This window comes from Caulobacter sp. D5 (genome assembly GCF_003185805.1).
Lineage (GTDB): Bacteria > Pseudomonadota > Alphaproteobacteria > Caulobacterales > Caulobacteraceae > Caulobacter.
This window is the reverse complement of sequence record NZ_QHJY01000033.1, coordinates 48,196-65,447: the sequence shown is the minus strand read 5'-3', so window position 1 is coordinate 65,447 and position 17,252 is coordinate 48,196. Positions and strand designations below refer to the sequence as shown.

The 17,252-nt window shown below is 67.6% G+C and carries 9 protein-coding genes; 5 read left to right on the top strand and 4 right to left on the bottom strand.

Going from position 1 to position 17,252, the window contains the following annotated elements; translation table 11 throughout:
• The coding region (locus tag DMC18_RS25840; protein WP_158285845.1) for a hypothetical protein at window positions 1–404 on the top strand (404 nt) is incomplete at its 5' end.
• A gap of 12 nt (window positions 405–416) precedes the next feature.
• On the opposite strand, the gene DMC18_RS02880 is transcribed toward DMC18_RS25840, so the two are convergent.
• The 3 genes from DMC18_RS02880 to DMC18_RS02870 form a co-directional block, all read right to left on the bottom strand.
• The gene (locus DMC18_RS02880) at window positions 417–1,067 is read right to left on the bottom strand and encodes a GntR family transcriptional regulator (RefSeq protein WP_110122227.1); all 651 of its coding nucleotides are present in this window, start codon (window positions 1,065–1,067) and stop codon (window positions 417–419) included.
• A 187-nt stretch (window positions 1,068–1,254) separates the two neighbouring features.
• On the bottom strand, window positions 1,255–4,014 hold the full coding sequence (locus tag DMC18_RS02875; protein WP_110132683.1) for a DUF5695 domain-containing protein: 2,760 nt from the start codon (window positions 4,012–4,014) through the stop codon (window positions 1,255–1,257).
• 8 nt (window positions 4,015–4,022) lie between these two features.
• Window positions 4,023–6,347: a DPP IV N-terminal domain-containing protein gene (locus DMC18_RS02870; RefSeq protein WP_233248049.1), complete on the bottom strand. Its 2,325-nt coding sequence runs from the start codon at window positions 6,345–6,347 to the stop codon at window positions 4,023–4,025.
• Window positions 6,348–6,771: 424 nt separating this feature from the next.
• Here DMC18_RS02870 and DMC18_RS02865 point away from each other — a divergent pair, with 424 nt between their 5' ends.
• From DMC18_RS02865 to DMC18_RS02850, 4 genes are all read left to right on the top strand, one after another.
• Window positions 6,772–9,147, top strand: coding sequence for a glycoside hydrolase family 127 protein (locus DMC18_RS02865; protein WP_110122229.1), 2,376 nt, complete (start codon window positions 6,772–6,774; stop codon window positions 9,145–9,147).
• On the top strand, window positions 9,144–10,910 hold the full coding sequence (locus DMC18_RS02860) for a DUF885 family protein (RefSeq protein WP_110122230.1): 1,767 nt from the start codon (window positions 9,144–9,146) through the stop codon (window positions 10,908–10,910). The genes DMC18_RS02865 and DMC18_RS02860 overlap by 4 nt, the downstream gene beginning before the upstream one ends.
• Before the next feature lies 1 nt (window position 10,911).
• Window positions 10,912–12,471: a family 43 glycosylhydrolase gene (locus tag DMC18_RS02855; protein ID WP_233245401.1), complete on the top strand. Its 1,560-nt coding sequence runs from the start codon at window positions 10,912–10,914 to the stop codon at window positions 12,469–12,471.
• 135 nt (window positions 12,472–12,606) lie between these two features.
• The gene (locus DMC18_RS02850; protein WP_110122232.1) at window positions 12,607–14,124 is read left to right on the top strand and encodes a glycoside hydrolase family 27 protein; all 1,518 of its coding nucleotides are present in this window, start codon (window positions 12,607–12,609) and stop codon (window positions 14,122–14,124) included.
• Between the two features lie 243 nt (window positions 14,125–14,367).
• On the opposite strand, the gene DMC18_RS02845 is transcribed toward DMC18_RS02850, so the two are convergent.
• Window positions 14,368–17,022 carry a TonB-dependent receptor gene (locus DMC18_RS02845; RefSeq protein WP_233245402.1) on the bottom strand — a complete coding sequence of 885 codons (2,655 nt, stop codon included), beginning with the start codon at window positions 17,020–17,022 and terminating at the stop codon, window positions 14,368–14,370.
• Between the last annotated feature and the right edge of the window lie 230 nt (window positions 17,023–17,252).

The following is a 17,252-nucleotide window of genomic DNA, read 5'->3' as shown; positions in this document are numbered from 1 at the left end:
TCCGCGGCCAGGTGGCCGCCATGGAGGCCGAGGCCGTCGAGGCCGCGGAGGCTGCGCCCCACATCGACGAGGTGCTGACCCTGGAGCGGCTGCGCGAGGTGCTGACCTTCCACGCCCGGGCCGAGCGTCCGGCCAGCCCAGTCCTGCGCCGTCGCCGGCTGTTCCTGGCGGCCCTCCGCCGCGCGGATCTCGCCGGGGCCGGAGCGGTGATCCGCTATTCCCACGGCGGCACTCTGCGCGACTCCCTTGGCCGGGTCACCGGGCGGTCCACAGAAGAGGTGGTGCTGGCCGCCGGCGTCGCCTCGCGCCTGCTGTCGGCCATCTGGTTCGCCTGCCGGGCGGACGAGGATCCCGCCGCCGGACGCGAGGCGCTGGCCGACTGGGTCCTGGCGCGGCTGCGCTAGGGGCGGCGCGGTTCAGCCCTGCTTGAGCGCCAACTGCTGACGCAGGTCGTCCAGCGTGCCCTGGATGTGCTCGGCGAGCAGGGCCTCGACCTTGGCGGCGTCGCCGGCCTTCCAGGCCTCGAGAATTTCCCGGTGCTCGCGGCTGGCCCGCTCGTCGCGGCCGAAAGGCTCCAGGTGGATGCGCACATAGCGCTCCGACAGGATCTGCAGCCGCTCGACCAACTGGCTGGTGATGTGGCCGCCGGGACGGACCAGCGACATGTGGAAGGCGCGGTTGTGGCTGACATGGTCGCCGTCGGGCCTGCCGAGCGCGGTCTCCAGCGCCGTCAGCGCGGCTTCGGCCCGCTCGTGGTCCTCGGGACCGGCCTTGACGGCGGCCTTGGCGGCCGCGCCCGGCTCCAGCTTCAGGCGCAGGACGAAGACCTCGCTGGCTTCCTCGGTCGAGACGCCGCGCACGACATAGCCGCGGTTAGGGTAGGAGCTGAGCAGGCCGTCCTGCTCCAGTCGGCTCAGGGCCTCGCGCAATGGGATCTTCGAGACGCCGAGCTCGGCGGCGATGGCGTCCTGGCGCACGGCGGTTCCCGGCGACATGTCGCCCGTCAGGATCTTGAGGCGGACGACTTCGTAGGTCTGCTCTGAGAGCGTGCGAACAACAATGCTCATGATGAACGGAGTATCTTCCAAGGCCGCAACCGGCGGCGCTGCTTCGTTCATCGTATATCAGATAAACCTCTAAGCTGACCAACAACTGACCTGGCTCGAGCCGAAAGCGGCTGCTCACGCACGCCAATCAAACGAAAACGCCGCCGCTCGGGAGCGACGGCGTTCGTAGAAGAGGCGTCCGCCGGATCTATCGCGGACGCAGGACGATCGTCTTGGCCTTGTCGCCCAGCGGCACGGTGTAGGCCCCCCGCTCGAAGGCTCCTTCCGCCGGCGCGTAGGTCTTGGCGCCGGCTGTGGTGGCCTCGACCAGCAGGCGGGCGGCGGGAGTCGATGCATCGCCTGCCGCCAGGGTGAGGGTGATCTCGCCGGTGGCCGGGGCGTAGGTCGCCGCCTCGATCTTGCCGGCCTCCAGCGTCAGCCAGGCGCCGACGGGAGCGACGAACAGGCGGGCGCGAGCGCCGTCCTTGGGCGTGATCCGCACCACGCCGCCGGCCTCGCTGACGTCGCCGCCGAAGCCCAGCCAGCCGAAGGTCGGGTCCTTCACCGCATAGGTCGCCGCCGCATAGGCGTGGCCGAAGAAGCCCATGCCGTAGTCGCCGGTCAGCGGGTCCCACTTCATCATGTCGGGATAGGAGTGGAAGGCGGCCGAGCCGAAGCCGTCCTGGTCGATATTGGTGATCCCGCCCATCATGCCGCCGTAGGCCACGCGCAGCAGGTGCAGGTCGGCCGGATCGGCGCGGAAGGCGTCGAACAGCGGCACCGCGTTCAGGGCCGAGCCGTAGTGGTGGATCTGCCGCTCGATGCGCGAGTACTTGCCGCCGTACAGGAAGTCCCAATAGCGGCGGGCGTTGCCGTTGTAGCCCCAGCTGGGGATGGTCGGATCGTAGGCGAGGATCACCTCGCGGGTCTCGTCGGCCTGCGGCTGGTAGCCGAAATAGCGCATCCAGGCATAGACCTCGGGCTGGCCGGTGGAATCCCAGGCCATCTCGCTGCCGAACGGATAGGGCAGGGTCTTCCAGTGGTCGGCGCGGCCCTTCATCAGGGCCTCGTACTCGGCCGCCTCGGCGGTCATGCCCTCGCGCTTCAGGTCTTTCAGGATGTCGACGAAGACGTCGCCCTCCATCTGGCCGAACTGGGCGTAGTAGGGGGCGTCGCGCATCATCGCCACGGCGGTCATCCGCGCGTGGTCGAGGTACCAGCGCCAGTCGTGGCGGGTGACCAGGCCCTGGTGGTTGCGGGCCAGGCGGTAGAGCACCCAGTGGCCGATGGCGACGTGCGGATAGTTGTAGGAGCGGCCCAGATCCCCGGCGTCCTTCTTCGACCACGAGGTCCAGGAGCGCCAGTCGATCTTGGGGTCGTAGTAGTTGGGCAGCTCGTCGGGCTGGTAGTAGAACAGGCTCTTTTTGACCGCCCCGGCCTGCGGGCCGTCGGCGACCTGCAGGTTGCCGACCACGGTCTCGTCGACCATACGCTCCAGCCGGGAGACCTCGCCGGCGTCGGGGTTGTCGAGCTGCTTCATGATCGCCGCCACCCAGGCGCCGGCGCCGCCTTCGTCGCTCATGCCCGCCACCCAGACCCGCGAGTCCTGGGTGACGATCTTGTTCGTCTCGCGGTCGTAGCTGAGGATCGCCGGCGAGCGGCCGAACGGGTCGGCCTTGTCGTCGAACCACTGCTTCTCGGTGGTGAACCGGCCAAGGTCCGCCATGGTCTGTTCCAGCGGCTTGGTGACGAAGTAGCTGACCGTCTGCACCTGGCCGTCGGCATAGGTGATCGACAGGGTGGCGCGGCCCCAGCCCGAGGCCTTCACGTCATAGCGCGCCCAGCCCTTGCCTTGGCCGCTCGCCGTGGCGGTCAGGGCGCCGGCCGGGAAGCTCTCGACCTTGGCCACCTTGGAGGGCGACTTCAGGAACAGCGAGCCCTGCTGGTCGGTGGGCAGCACGTAGCCGGGCACGCCGACAGCGACGGGGCGCTTGTTGGCGACCAGGGTGTCCTCGATGGCGCGGATCGAGGGCGAGGCCACGAAGCGCACGCCGATTTCGCGCTTCTCGCCCGGCTGGAGGGTGACGCTGGTCGGCGTGTTCCACTGCTGGCCGGCGTTCTTCCATTCCTTCTCGGCGAAGCCCAGGCTGGCGACGGTCCAGTCGTAGAAGCCCTCGGCGGTCTGGCCGCGCTGGGTCTTGTCGGTAAGGATGTCGCCGTCGCCGCGGGTGGCGCGGGCCTCGCGGATCGGGCGATAGGCCTCCAGCGGCGTGCCCTTCTCGGGCAGCACCAGCAGGGCCGGACCCTTGCCGTTCAGGCGGGTGACCTGCAGGTAGCCGGCGTCGCGGCCGATATAGGGATCGACGAAGCTGGCCTGGGCGTGGGCCTCCTCCAGCGAGCGGTCGGTGATGATGTTGTCGAACACCATGGGCAGGCCCAGGCCCCCGATCTCCAGCGGCGCCTTGCCGGTGTTGACCAGGGTGAAGCGCAAGGCCAGCACGCCGTTGTCATTCACCCAGCGGCGCTCGACGCGCACCGGCGCGCCTTCGCCCAACGAGGCGGTGATGTCGGCCGCGGCCAGCACCGCGCCGCCGGCCTTCAGGGCGCGGATCGGCTTGCGGGCGTGGGCCGAGCTGAAGTCACGCCAAGTTCCGCCGGCTTCGCGCACCCGCAGATGAATATCGCCGATGTGCACGTAACCGTCCTCGGCGCGCTCGGCCTCGCGGGCGCCGGGCGTGAAGTCGAAGGCGGCCTCGCCCAGCGGCGACAGGCGCGCCAGGGTCTGGGTGTCGGTCCGCAGGTCGAGCTGGAACTGCTTGGTGCGGTAGGCCGTCTTGGCGATCGGCGGGAAGACCTTCTTTTCTTCCTTGGGCGGTTCTTGCGCGAAGGCCGTCATCGGGACGGGCAGGGCGGCGGAGGCGCCGGCGAGCAGCAGCAGGGCCAGGGAAAGGGAGCGTGCTTTGTTCATCGGGCGCCTCATCGCGTGACCGGAGCCGAGGTCGCCGCGGTGGTCAGCGGCGGCGGGGCTTCGTCGAGCAGATTACGGGTGAAGTAGTCGCGCAGCTTCTTGTGGAAGAAGGGCTGGCCGACGGCGTGGGTGGTGTTGGGCAGGATCACCAGGTCGACGTCGCGGCCGGCCTTGATCAGGGCCTGGGCCAGGCGAAGGCTCTCGGTGACCGGCACGTTGTCGTCGATGTCGCCGTGCACCAGCAGCAGCTTGCCCTGCAGGTTGCCGGCGACCGACATGTTGGAGTTGCGCTCCCAGGTGGCCTCGTCGGCCAGGCCCATCGAGACTTCCGGCCACCAGGCCTTGTCCAGGCGCAGGTCGTGATTGCCCGACGAGGCTACGGCGACCTTGAAGAACTCGGGCCGGCGCAGCACGAAGCGGGCCGCGTCGTAACCGCCGGCCGAGCCGCCGTAGACGCCCACGCGGGTGGCGTCCATCTCCGGATGCTTGGCCGCCATCTGCTTGATCATGGCGATGTGGTCGTCGAGGCCGACCTCGCCGAGGTTCTGGTAGGCGGGCAGCCGGAAGGCCTGGCCGCGGCGCGAGGTGCCGCGACCGTCGATCATCACCACGATCGCGCCGATCTGGGCGACGCTGTTGCCACCAGCCAGGACGCTTTCGCTCCATTCGACCGGAACCTGGGTGGTGGTCGGGCCGGTGTAGACGTTGTCGATCACCGGATAGCGCCGTTTGGGATCATAGCCGGCCGGGCGGAAGATCATGCCGTAGAGCGGCGTCTTGCCGTCGGCGGCCACGCCCTGGAACGGCTCGGGCGGGGTGTAGCCGGCGGCGGCCAGGGCGCTGGCGTCGGCGCGGCCAAGCTCCAGCACGATCTTTCCGTCGGCGGCGTCGCGCAGCACGGTGCGGGTCGGCTCCGTCGGGCTCGACATGGCGTCGACGAACCATCGGCCGTCCGGCGAGACGCGGGTGTCGTGGTCCAACGGCTCGGGCGTCAGCAGGCGCGGCGCGGCGCCGTCCAGGCCGGTGCGATAGAGGGCGCGGTCGTAAGGGTTACGGTCGGCCTCGCGACCGACGCCGGTCAGCACCAGGCTCTTGGCGGCCGGGTCGATGTGCTCGATCGACAGGACTTCCCAGGCGCCGGTCGTCAGGGCCGCGCCGCCGTCGGGGGCGTCGGGCTTGACCAGATAGAGCTGGGCCCAGCCCGAGCGCTCGGAGATCACCAGCTCGCCGCCGAGGTCCGGTTGCGGCTGGATCTGGGTCGAGGTCACGGTGACGATCGGCTTGACCTTCTCGCGCGCCAAGACGGTCGCAGCCCCGGTCTTGGGATCGGCCGAATAGATGACGAGCTGGCCATAGCCGCGCTCGGTCCACTGCACGCGAACGCGATCACCGATCCAGCCCAGGTCCGGATCGGCCGGATAGAGCAGGGACTCGCTGGGGATCTGCAGCGCGACCTGCTTGGCCTTGCCATCCTTGAACGCCTGGTCGACGTCGATCACCAGCCGCGTGGCCTGCGGCAGCACCTTCGCGCCCGCCAGCGGATAGACGTAGGCGAAGCTGCGCGGATAGAGGCCGCCGGGGTTCTGCTGGGTGATCGACAGGCGCTCGACGCCGCGGGTGTCGAGCCGCCAGGTCAGGATCTTGGCGCTGTCCGGCGACCAGCGCACCGACACCGGCATGTCCGGCTCCTCGCGGCCGGCCTTCAGGATATCGGCCAGTTGCGGGATGCCCCGACCATAGGGCTGCTCGCGGGCACCGTCCTGGGTCTGGGCGATCTCGCGGCCGGTCTTCAGTTCGCGGGCGAAGAGGTTGAAGTCACGGGCGACGATCTCGAAGCGGCCATCGGGCGACAGCGCCGGGCTCCATTCGGCCTCGTGCGCCTCGGACAGCTCGCCCTTGGCTGACAGATTCCAGCGCTTGCCCTGGGCGTCGAAGGACAGGACGCCGCCAGCCGTGTCGAAGCCGAGGCGGGCCAGCCATAGGCCGTCAGCAGGAACGGGCTTGCCCAGCGCCGCTGACAGCTTGGCGGCCAGGGCGCGGTCGTCGGTCAGGACGCGGTCTTGCCTGGAAGCCAGATCCACGAAGCGCACGGATCGCTCGCCTGCCTTGCCCTTCAGATAGAGCAGGCCCTTGCCGTCGTCGGTGAAGGCGGGCTGCAGGTCGGCGTCGACGATCAGCTTGGAGAGGTTCTGGCGCAGGAAGGCGTCGGCCTTGCGATAGCGTTCGGCGATAGGCGGCTGAGGGGAGGGGGCGGTCGCGCTAGAGGCGGGCTTGGTCGTCGCGGCGACCGTAATCGCAGGCGCGGACAGGGCCAGGACGGCGCCCGCCGTCATCCACAAAGTCGCTCGTCGCGACATGCGCGTCTTCGTCCGCAAGGCTCACCCCCGTTTCGCTTCGTTGCAGAAACGACGGTCAGCGATGCGGCGTCAAGAAGATTATACGATATATGATCAGACTTTTTATTGATCCGACGCACCTGGCGAAGTGGTTGTTCCCCGATCGAGGCGCCTCGCTTCTTCCTTATAAATGCGTAGGGCAAGCGAGGTTTCGGCGCACCATCGTGAGGACCGAAGCAAGCCCGCCAAGCCCCTGACGTAGCTGCACGAATGGCGGTCGCGGCTTGCCTGCTTGATAGGCTGGACGACGAGGGCGGCGTGCGTTTCGGCGCCGCTTCCCGCATCCCTGAAAATCAGGTGATTGACCTTCGAAAATATGTCTGACTTATTTCGTATACCGTATTAAGTTTGGGGTGCTTCGATGTCCGCCAGCCGCCGCGATTTGCTGCTCGCCACCGCCGCCGTTATGGCGTCCGCCCAGCCGATCCGCGCCTTCGCCGCCGGCAAGGGGCCTTCCGTTCCGACCAAGGCCGCGCCGCTGCCGCTTTCCGACGTGCGGCTGCTGCCGTCCGACTTCGCGACCGCGGTCGAGGTCAACCACGCCTACCTGCTGCGTCTTAGCCCCGATCGGCTGCTGCATAATTTCATGATCTTCGCCGGCCTGCCCGCCAAGGGGGAAATCTACGGCGGCTGGGAATCCGACACCATCGCCGGCCACACCCTGGGCCACTACATGAGCGCCCTGGTGCTGACCTGGCAGCAGACCGGCGACGCCGAGTGCCGCCGCCGCGCCGACTACATCGTCTCAGAACTGGCCCGCGCCCAGGCCAAGCGCGGCACCGGCTATGTCGGCGCCCTGCAGCGCAAGCGCAAGGACGGCACCGTCGTCGACGGCGAGGAGATCTTCGGCGAGGTGATGAAGGGCGACATCCGTTCGGGCGGCTTCGACCTCAACGGCTCCTGGTCGCCGCTCTACACGGTGCACAAGCTGTTCGCCGGCCTGCTCGACATCCACGCCGCCTGGGGCAACGCCCAGGCCCTGGAGGTCGTGACCGGGCTGGGCACCTATTTCGAGAAGGTGTTCGCCGCCCTCGACGACGCCCAGATGCAGACCCTGCTGGGCTGCGAGTATGGCGGCCTGAACGAGAGCTACGCCGAGCTTTACGCCCGCACCAAGGACGCGCGCTGGCTGGTGGTGGCCGAGCGCATCTATGACCGCAAGGTCCTGGATCCGCTGGCCGCGCAGGAAGACAAGCTGGCCAACTTCCACGCCAACACCCAGGTGCCCAAGCTGATCGGCCTGGGCCGCCTCTACGAGCTGACCGGCAAGGAGAAGGACGCCACCGCCGCGCGGTTCTTCTGGCAGACCGTGACCCAGCACCACAGCTACGTCATCGGCGGTAACGCCGACCGCGAGTACTTCTCGTCGCCCGACAGCATCGCCGACCACATCACCGAGCAGACCTGCGAGCACTGCAACACCTACAACATGCTCAAGCTGACCCGGCAGCTCTACAGCTGGAAGCCGGACGGCTCGCTGTTCGACTATTACGAGCGGGCGCACCTCAACCACGTGATGGCGGCGCAGAACCCCAAGACCGGCGGCTTCACCTACATGACGCCGCTGATGACCGGATCGACGCGGGGCTTCTCGACCACCGACGACGACGCCTTCTGGTGCTGCGTCGGCAGCGGCATGGAGAGCCACGCCAAGCACGGCGAGTCGATCTTCTGGGAAGGCGAGGGGACCCTGCTGGTCAACCTCTACATCCCGGCCGACGCCCAGTGGAAGGCGCGCGGCGCGGCCCTCAAGCTCGAAACCCTCTACCCGTTCGAACCGGAAAGCCGCCTGACCCTGAGCAAGCTGGCCAAGCCGGGCCGCTTCACCATCGCCCTGCGCGTGCCGGGCTGGGCCAATGGCAAGGCCGTGGTCAGCGTCAACGACGAGGCGGTGACGCCGGTGCTGTCGGGCGGCTACGCCCTGGTCGAGCGCAAGTGGAAGGCCGGCGATGTGGTCTCGATCGCCCTGCCGCTCGACCTGCGGCTGGAGGCGGCGCCCGGCGACGCCAACACCATCGCCTTCCTGCGCGGCCCCATGGTGCTGGCCGCCGACCTTGGTCCCGGCGAGGCCGAATGGAACAGCGCCGATCCGGCCATGGTCGGGGCCGACCTGCTGGCCGGCTTCAAGCCGGTCGAGCCGAAGAAGGCGCTCTACACCGTCGACGGCGTGTCACGGCCGGGCGCTCTGAGCTTCGCGCCGTTCTATAGTCAGTACGAGCGTCGCAGCGCCGTCTATTTCAAGCGCTTCACCGAAGCCTCGTGGAAGACCGAAGAGGCCGCATTCCTGGCCGACCAGGCCAAGGCCCGCGACATCGCCGCCCGATCGGTCGACGTCATGCACCTGGGCGAGATGCAGCCCGAGCGCGACCACAACCTGACCTCCGACATCTCCTATCCGGTCAGCTATCGCGGCCGTAACGGCCGTGACGCTCGCTCCGGCGGCTTCTTCGAGTTCGACATGAAGGTGCGGGCCGGGGCGCTGATCCTGCAGGCGACCTATTGGGGTGGGGAGCGTGCGCGGACCTTCGACATCCTGGTCGACGGGACCAAGGTGGCCACCCAGGTCCTCGACAACGACCGTCCGGGCAAGTTCTTCGATGTCGAGTACCCGCTGGCCGAGGCCCTGACCAAGGGCAAGACCAGCGTGAAGGTGCGCTTCGTGCCGAAGGAGCGGTCGAGCGCCGGCCCGGTGTTCGGCGTGCGGGTGTTCAGCGCCAAGGCTGGAGCCACGGCATGAACCGTCGCGGTTTGATGTTCTCCGGCGCGGCCGTCCTGGGCCTTGCCGCCGCGCCGGCCTGGGCGGCCACCGCCACCGCCGCCGGTTCGGCCGACAAGCGGTTCGAGGCGATCTACACCGCCGAGTACGACTGGCGGGTCAGCCAGGCCGCGCCGGACGAGGACAATCCCAACGCCCCCAAGCGGCTGCCCGATGTCGGTCCCGCCGTGCAGGCCGCGCGCCTGAAGCGCTGGACCGAGGTGTCGAGCCAGCTCGCCGCCCTGCCGGTCGCCCAGCTGTCGGTCGAGAACAAGATCAACTTCGCCGTCTACAAGGGCCAGATCGACGCCCTGCTGGCCGAGCAGAAGTACCGCGAGTACGAAAAGCCGCTCAGCGCCGACACCAGCTTCTGGGGCGACGTGGCCGAGTGGTCGCGCGGGTCGTTCCGCACCGAGGAGGACTACCGCAACTACGTGGCCATGCTGCGCGAGATCCCGCGCTACTACGGCCAGCAGATCATCAACATGCGCAGCGGCGTGAAGCGCGGCTTCACGGCGGCCAAGATCACCCTGCAAGGCCGCGACGCCGGCGTGGTGCTGGCGGCCGAGGCCAAGACCCCGCAGGACTCGCCGTTCTACGCGCCGTTCAAGACCATGCCGTCGGTGATCCCCGCCGCGGTGCAGGCGCAGCTTCGCAGCCAAGCGGCCGAGGCGATCACCAGGGACGTGACGCCCGCCCATGCCAGCCTGCTGGCCTTCCTGCGCAACGAGTACATCCCCGGCGCGCGGACCTCGCTGGCGGCCTACGACCTGCCGGACGGCAAGGCCTACTACCAGTCCAAGATCGTCGAGTTCACCACCACCGACCACACGCCCGACGAGATCCACGCCATCGGTCTTGCGGAAGTCGCCAAGATCCGCGGCCGGATGCTGGACGTGATCAAGGAGGTCGGCTTTCAGGGCGACCTGCCAGCCTTCCTGACCTATCTGCGCACCGATCCGAAGTTCTACGCCAAGACCCCGCAGGAGCTGCTCAACCGCGCCGCCTGGATCGCCAAGACCTTCGACGGCAAGGCCAGCCAGTGGTTCGGCCGCCTGCCGCGCAGCCGCTTCGCCATCAAGCCGGTGCCCGACGAGATCGCGCCGTTCTACACCGGCGGCCGCGGCGGGCCGGGGATCTACCTGGTCAACACCTACGACCTGCCGTCGCGCCCGCTCTATTCGCAGGTCGCCCTGACCTTGCACGAGAGCGCCCCGGGTCACGCCTTCCAGATGCCGCTGGCGGCCGAGAACAAGAACCTGCCGGCCTTCCGTCGCGACACCTACCTGTCGGTCTACGGCGAGGGCTGGGCGCTCTATTGCGAGGCGCTGGGCGAGGACATGGGCATGTACGAGACGCCCTACGATCGCTTCGGCATGCTGAGCTACCAGATGTGGCGCGCCGCGCGGCTTGTGGTCGACACCGGGCTCCACGCCAAGGGCTGGACCCGCGAGCAGGCCCAGAAGTACCTGCACGACAACACCGCCATGGGCGACCACGAGATCGAGACCGAGGTCGATCGCTACATCGCCTGGCCAGGCCAGGCGCTGTCCTACTACATGGGCATGCTGGCCTTCGTGGAGGGCCGCGCCCGCGCCGAGAAGGCCCTGGGGCCGAAGTTCAACATCCGGGCCTTCCACGACGCCGTGCTCGAGATCGGCTCGGCGCCGATCCCAGTGATCCAGGCCCGCATCGACCAGCTGATCGCCGATGGCGGCAAGGGGCCCTATCCCGATGAGGAATGAGTTGAAGCGCGCCCTGGTCGCGGGCGCGGCCCTGCTGCTGTCGCCGGTCGCCGCCTGTGCGGCGGGGCCGGAGAAGGTTCACGCGCCTGGCAATCCCATCCTGGCCGACGGCCGCTACTACTCGACCGATCCGGCCCCGGTGGTCGACGGCGATACGCTGTGGATCCTGGCCGGTCGCGACGAGGCGCCGGCCGACGTCAACGACTTCATCATGAACGAGTGGCAGCTGCTGGCCACCAAGGACCCGGCGTCCGGCGACTGGCTGCACTATCCGGCCATCGCCAAGCCGCAGGCCGTGTTCAAGTGGGCCGAGGAAGGCCGCGCCTATGCCGGTCAGATCGTAAAAGGGCGGGACGGGAAGTTCTATCTCTACGCGCCGGTGTTGCAGGCCGGCGGAAACGCCAGGGACCGCTTCGCCATCGGCGTGGCTGTCTCCGACAGCACGACGGGACCGTGGGTGGACGCCCATCCGTCCGGCCCGATCATCTCGCAGACCACGCCGGTCGCCAACGACATCCAGAACATCGATCCCACCGTGCTGATCGACGACGACGGCCGGGTCTACATCTACTGGGGCACCTTCGGGCAGCTGCGCGGCATGGAGCTGGCCGTCGACATGGTCACGCCCAAGGGGGCCGAGGTGAAGGTCGAGGGGCTGACCGGCTTCTTCGAGGCCCCGTGGCTGATGAAGCGCAAGGGCGTCTACTACATGCTCTACGCCGGCAATCGCGCCGGGCCCAAGTCGGACTGCACGCCGGCCGTCTATCACGCCTGCATCGCCTACGGCACGGCGACCTCGCCGCTGGGGCCTTGGACCTATCGCGGCGTGATGCTGGGTCCGGTGTCGTCGACGACGTCGCACTCGGGCGCGGTGGAGTTCAAGGGCCGCTGGTACATGGCCTATCACACCGCCGACGCGGCGGGCGGCGGCCACTTCCGGCGCAGCGTCGCCCTGGATCCGATCGAGTGGGACGACAGCATCAGCCCGCCGGCCATCCGCAAGCTGATCCCGACCCGCCGTCCGCAAGCCCCGCCGGCCTCGACCCGCAACATCGCCGGCCAGGCGACCGCCGCGGCCTCCAACGAGCCGATCCCTGTCCAATACTGGATCAAGGCCCTGAACGACGGGATCACCAACGCCTCGCCCTTGCCGCCCGACACCTGGGGCACCTGGTCGCCCAACAATCCGCCGCGCCAGTGGGTCGAGTACCGCTTCGACGCGCCGGTGACCGTTGACGGCGCCCGCATCTGGTTCTGGGGCGATCAACCAGCAGGTTCCGGTATCGGCGTAGCCCCGCCCAAGGCCTGGCGGATTGAGTACTGGGACGGAGGCTGGAAGCCGGTCGCTGCTCCCAAGGGCTTCGGCACGGACGTCGGCGCCTTCCAGGACGCCAGCTTCGCGCCCGTGACGACCCGCTGCCTGCGGGCGGTCTTCGACGCCTCCTCGGCCGGCGGAACCTACGCCGCCGTTGCCGTCCAGGAATGGGAGGTGCTGGCTCCCAGCGCAGCCTCTCCCAAGCCCGGCTCGGGCCACGCGCCGCCCTGCGAGGCCGCGCGCTGAGCCGACTATGGACGATCCGCGCGCCGGGCCGGGCGCGCGAATCGTCTTCACCGATTTATCGAGGCCCTGGCGTCGCGCCGGGCCTGAGCTTTGCTGCGCCTCGCTCGCAGCCTGATCCACACAAAAGGAGATCGCATGCGTCGCCTGCTAATCCCGCTCGCCATGGGGCTCGTCGCCTCGCACGCCGCCATGGCCGCGCCCGCCGCCAAGGCCGGGCTGGAGGGCGTCTGGACCTTCGATAACGCGCCGTCCTATCCGGGCGTCACCCTGATGAAGATCGAGCAGAAGGCCGGCAAGCCGACCGGGACCGTCACGACGGCCTGGTACGGGTCGATGGACATGCAGAACCTCGTCGTGAAGGACGGGGTGGCGACCTTCGAGCTGCGCAATCTCAACGACAAGGACAAGCCGACCCGCCAGTGGACCGCGACCCTGAAGGGCACCGGGGTCTCGCTGGCCGGCGACATCTGGTATGCCCATGTCGAGCAGGACGGCCGCCGGGGCACGGCCGCCGACGCCAAGGCCCGCGCCTTCACCACCACCAGCCTGCCGCCGATGGGCGAACTCGCCGCCGACGGCCTGGCCGCCAAGCCGCCGATGGGCTGGAGCAGCTGGAACAAGTTCGGCGCGGCGATCGACGACAAGACCGTGCGGGCCATGGCCGACGCCATGGTCGCCTTCGGCCTGCGCGACGCCGGCTATGTCTACGTCAACATCGATGATGGCTGGCAGGGCGAGCGCGGCGCCGACGGCGTGCTGCGGCCCAACGACAAGTTTCCGGACATGAAGGCCCTGGCCGACTACGTCCATTCGAAGGGGCTGAAGCTGGGTATCTACAGCTCGCCCGGGCCCAAGACCTGCGCCGGCTACGCCGGCAGCTACGGCCACGTGGCCCAGGACGCCAAGACCTTCGCCGAATGGGGCGTCGACTATCTGAAGTACGACCTGTGCTCGGGCGAGTGGTTCTATGCCGACGCCGACACCGTCAAGCGAACCTACTACGAGATGGGCGCGGCGCTGCGGGCCACCGGCCGGCCGATGATCTATTCGCTGTGCCAGTACGGCCGCTTCGACGTGGGGGCCTGGGGGCGCCAGGTCGGCGGTCACCTGTGGCGCACCACCGGCGACATCACCGACGACTATCCGACCATGGCCAAGATCGGCTTCGACAAGAACGGCAAGCCCGAGTTCGCCGGCCCCGGCGGCTGGAACGATCCGGACATGCTGGAGGTCGGCAACGGCGGCATGACCAAGGACGAGTACCTGACCCACATGAGCCTGTGGGCCATGTCGGCGGCGCCGCTGATGATGGGCCACGACCTGCGCGAAACCGGCATCGAGGTTCTGAAGATCCTCGAGAACCGCGAAGTGATCGCCATCGACCAGGACGTCCGCGGCGTGCAGGGCAAGGCGGTGCGCAAGGACGGAACGACCGAGGTCTGGAGCAAGCCGCTGGCCGACGGCCAGGTGGCCGTGGCGCTGTTCAATCGCGGCGACAAGCCGGTCCGGATGGAGCTGAAGGCGGCCGACGCCGGCGTTCCTGGCCTGACGGCCGTGCGCGACCTCTGGCGCGGCGTCGACCTGCCGGCCGGCGAGCAGGCCTTCGATGTGCCGGCGCGCGGCGTGGTGATGGTGAAGGTGAAAGGGAGCTGAGGCTTCCTTTCAGGCCGTAAAGGCGAGGGGCGCGGGCCGATCGGGCCGCGCCCCTTTTTCATGGGTGACGATCTGAAGCCCCAGGGGCTTGCGTCACGACGCACTGTGATAACCGGCCCGGCTCCGCCAAGCGGACAAGAAGAAGGGGAGGGGCGATGATCGCCGCCTCCCCTGGGAGCGGCTGGGGGACTAGAGCCGCTCGTTGACGGCGTCCGGTTGGGGCCGGACGCCGGTTGGTGTCGGTCAGTAGCGGAAGCGGGCGCTGACCTGCAGGGTGCGGGCCTGCACGCGGACACCCAGGGGCAGCATGCGGTCCTGCCCCCAATAGACGTTGTTGTTTTCCTTCAGCAGGTTGGTGCCCTCGAAGCTCAGAGTCAGCTGCTTGACCGGGGTCCAGTTGACAGCCGCATCCAGACGCGAGGTCGCGTCGTTGTACGGCGAGTATTCGGGGTTGTCCTGATAGACGGTGACCTTGTAGCGAGCGCGATAGTTGTAGGCCACGCGAGCGCTGAACTGCGGCGTGTCGTAGTAGAGCGCCAGGTTGTAGGTGTATTTCGAGGTGCTGTCGGCGTCGAAGACGCCCGGTATCAACCGTTGTTCGCCCTTGAAGGGGTAGTTGATGTTGTACTTCGCCATGTAGGTGAAGTTGGCGCTGGCGCCGAAGTTACGCCACTTGCCCGGCAGGAAGTCGAAGAAGCCCGAGCTGTTGAACTCGTAACCCTGGAATTCGCCCGGTCCGGCGTTGCGGTTCGTGTAGACCGTGTAGGTGACGCCGTTGATGTCCTCGGTGCCGTCGTTGCTGTAATAGATATAGCCGTCCGGCTTCTTCAGGAAAGCGCCGAGGGACACGATGCCGCCGCGCCCGAAATAATACTCCAGGGACGCGTCATAGTTTTCCGAGCGGTTGGGCTTTAGGTCCGGATTACCCGCATAGATGATCTGGTTGTTGGCCTGGATCGTCCGCCAGGCCGACATGTCCAGGAAGTTCGGGCGTTGGATGTTGTAGGTATAGGCCATCCGCAGCTGGATCTTGGGCGTGAAGTGGATCACCGCGTTAAGGCTGGGCAGAACATCGACATAGTCGCCGCTACCCTCGGTCGGCGTGTAGACGGGGTTCCAGTCCTCGTCGAGATTGATCTTGGTGCTGACGTTCGTGCCCTTGGTTCCGACGACCCGAACGCCGGCGACGCCGTCGATTGGGAAGCGGCTCTTCACGGCGTAGTTCAGATTGACGTAGCCCGCCAAGCTCCGCTCGTCCTCGACATAGCTCTGGCCCACGTCGTTGGACGGCTTCACGGTCGTCCAGCCGGCGACCGCGCGCAGGGCCGCGGTGTTGGCCATCAGGTCGGGGCCCGACAGGTGATACCAAGTCGGCGAGAAGCCGCTGACGGCCAGTTTGCTGGTGGTGACGCCGATGCCCGGCGCGAAGCCGGTCAGGCTGGTGACCGGGAAGGCGTCGCGATAGCCGTAGTCGCGGGTCAGGTGGCGATCCGTATAGCGCGCCCCGAAGCCGATGCTGCGCAGGAGCTTGTCGTCGCTCACGCGATAGGTCCCGTCGGCCTTGAGCACGAACTCGCGGCTCTTGGCGTAGGTCTGCTCGTCGTGGACCTGGAAGATCTGATAGTTGCCGACCTGGCTCAGATCCGTGCCCGTGAAGTTGATATAGGGGCCACGGCCCGGAACATTGCTGGAGTTGAAGTCGACATTGACCGAGCTGATCGGATTGCCTGAAGCGTCCAGGAAGTGCGCCAGGGTCAGGATGCCGTAGTAGTTCGTCGAGCTCCAATTGTACTGGGCGGCGCCGTCGATCTGTAGGCGATCGCCACGCCAGTGGACCTCGGCGTTGGTGGTGTAGTTGTCGGAGTCGACTTCCTCGTAATAGGACTGGGCGCTGGCGTCGACGCCAGCCGCGCGGCTAAGCGTCAACGACTGAACGGTCTTGCCGTCGTCGGCCAGCACTACGTCCGAAACGCTGCTGTTCCAGTCGCGCGTGGTGACGTGCAGGCGATCGCGCGCGCGCTTTTCCTCGCTTCCGAAATAGGAGCCCTCGAGCACGAAATCGAGGTGTTCGTTATAGCGCCACTGGCCGACCAGGTTGATCGACGGACGGGTGATCTTGCCCTGCTCGACGCCGTAGTTCACGGCGTAGGGAGCGATGATGTTCTTCTGGCTCGCCGGCAGCGAGTTCAGTGAGACCGACCCTTCGAAGAATTCGTCGGGCGACTCGCTCTCGACGAAGTCTTCCTCGTAGTTGTTGCGGGTGTAGGAGCCGTTGATCAGGAAGCCCATCTCGCCGATGGCGGTGTCGAAGCGGTTGCCGATCAGCAGGCTGGCGTAGGGGCTCTTGGTGTCGCCGGTGCTGCCGTAGACGTTCTTGATGCTGCCGGCGATCGTGTAGCCGTTGCGCAGATCCAGCGGCCGGCGCAGCTCGACGTTGACGGTGCCGGCGATGCCGCCTTCGACTTGGTCGGCCGTGCGGGTCTTGTAGACTTGGACCGATTTCAGCAGTTCGGCCGGGATATCGGCCAAGTTCGTGGAGCGGCCTTCGCCGACAGTGTTGCTGTTGCCGTTCAGCGTGGTCGCCACGCCCGACATGCCGCGGATGGTGACGTTCGAGCCTTCGCCGTGGACGCGCTCGATCTGCACGCCGGTGATGCGCGACAGGGCCTCGGGCACGTTGTTGTCGGGCAGCTTGCCGACGTCTTCGGACTCGATCGACTCCACGATCTGAGCGGATTTGCGCTTGCGCTCCGCGGCCGCGTTCAGGCTTCCGCGGATGCCCTTGACGATAACCGTATCGACGACATTGGCGTCGTCCGCGGCTTTCTTGTCTGACTTTTCAGAAGCGCTTGCGGCGTCCGCCTTGGCGTCCTGCGCTAACGCTTGATTTCCAACCATAATTGCCGCCGCGCTCGTAGCGACCAGCAACCAATTCTTCCCTCGGACCTGCATTTGTCCTCTCCCCTGACAAATTCGTGACAGGGAGGAACGCATATAACTCAGACAAGGTCAAAATAAATTATACGATATATCCAGACGGAATTGATCGGCCTGAAGGACGCGCATTTGGTGGCCTGGGATGTGGCGTGGGGCGCCTTGTTGCGGGGCTGAAGCGTCTGTCGGCATGA

Excerpts from the sequence above, each read along its gene's own strand:
- DMC18_RS02850 (WP_110122232.1), top strand. The coding sequence starts at position 12,607 with ATGCGTCGCCTGCTAATCCCGCTCGCCATGGGGCTCGTCGCCTCGCAC.
- DMC18_RS02875 (WP_110132683.1), bottom strand. The coding sequence starts at position 4,014 with ATGAACAAAGCACGCTCCCTTTCCCTGGCCCTGCTGCTGCTCGCCGGC.
- DMC18_RS02870 (WP_233248049.1), bottom strand. The coding sequence starts at position 6,347 with ATGACGGCGGGCGCCGTCCTGGCCCTGTCCGCGCCTGCGATTACGGTC.
- DMC18_RS02845 (WP_233245402.1), bottom strand. The coding sequence starts at position 17,022 with ATGGTTGGAAATCAAGCGTTAGCGCAGGACGCCAAGGCGGACGCCGCA.
- DMC18_RS02880 (WP_110122227.1), bottom strand. The coding sequence starts at position 1,067 with ATGAGCATTGTTGTTCGCACGCTCTCAGAGCAGACCTACGAAGTCGTC.
- DMC18_RS02860 (WP_110122230.1), top strand. The coding sequence starts at position 9,144 with ATGAACCGTCGCGGTTTGATGTTCTCCGGCGCGGCCGTCCTGGGCCTT.
- DMC18_RS02865 (WP_110122229.1), top strand. The coding sequence starts at position 6,772 with ATGTCCGCCAGCCGCCGCGATTTGCTGCTCGCCACCGCCGCCGTTATG.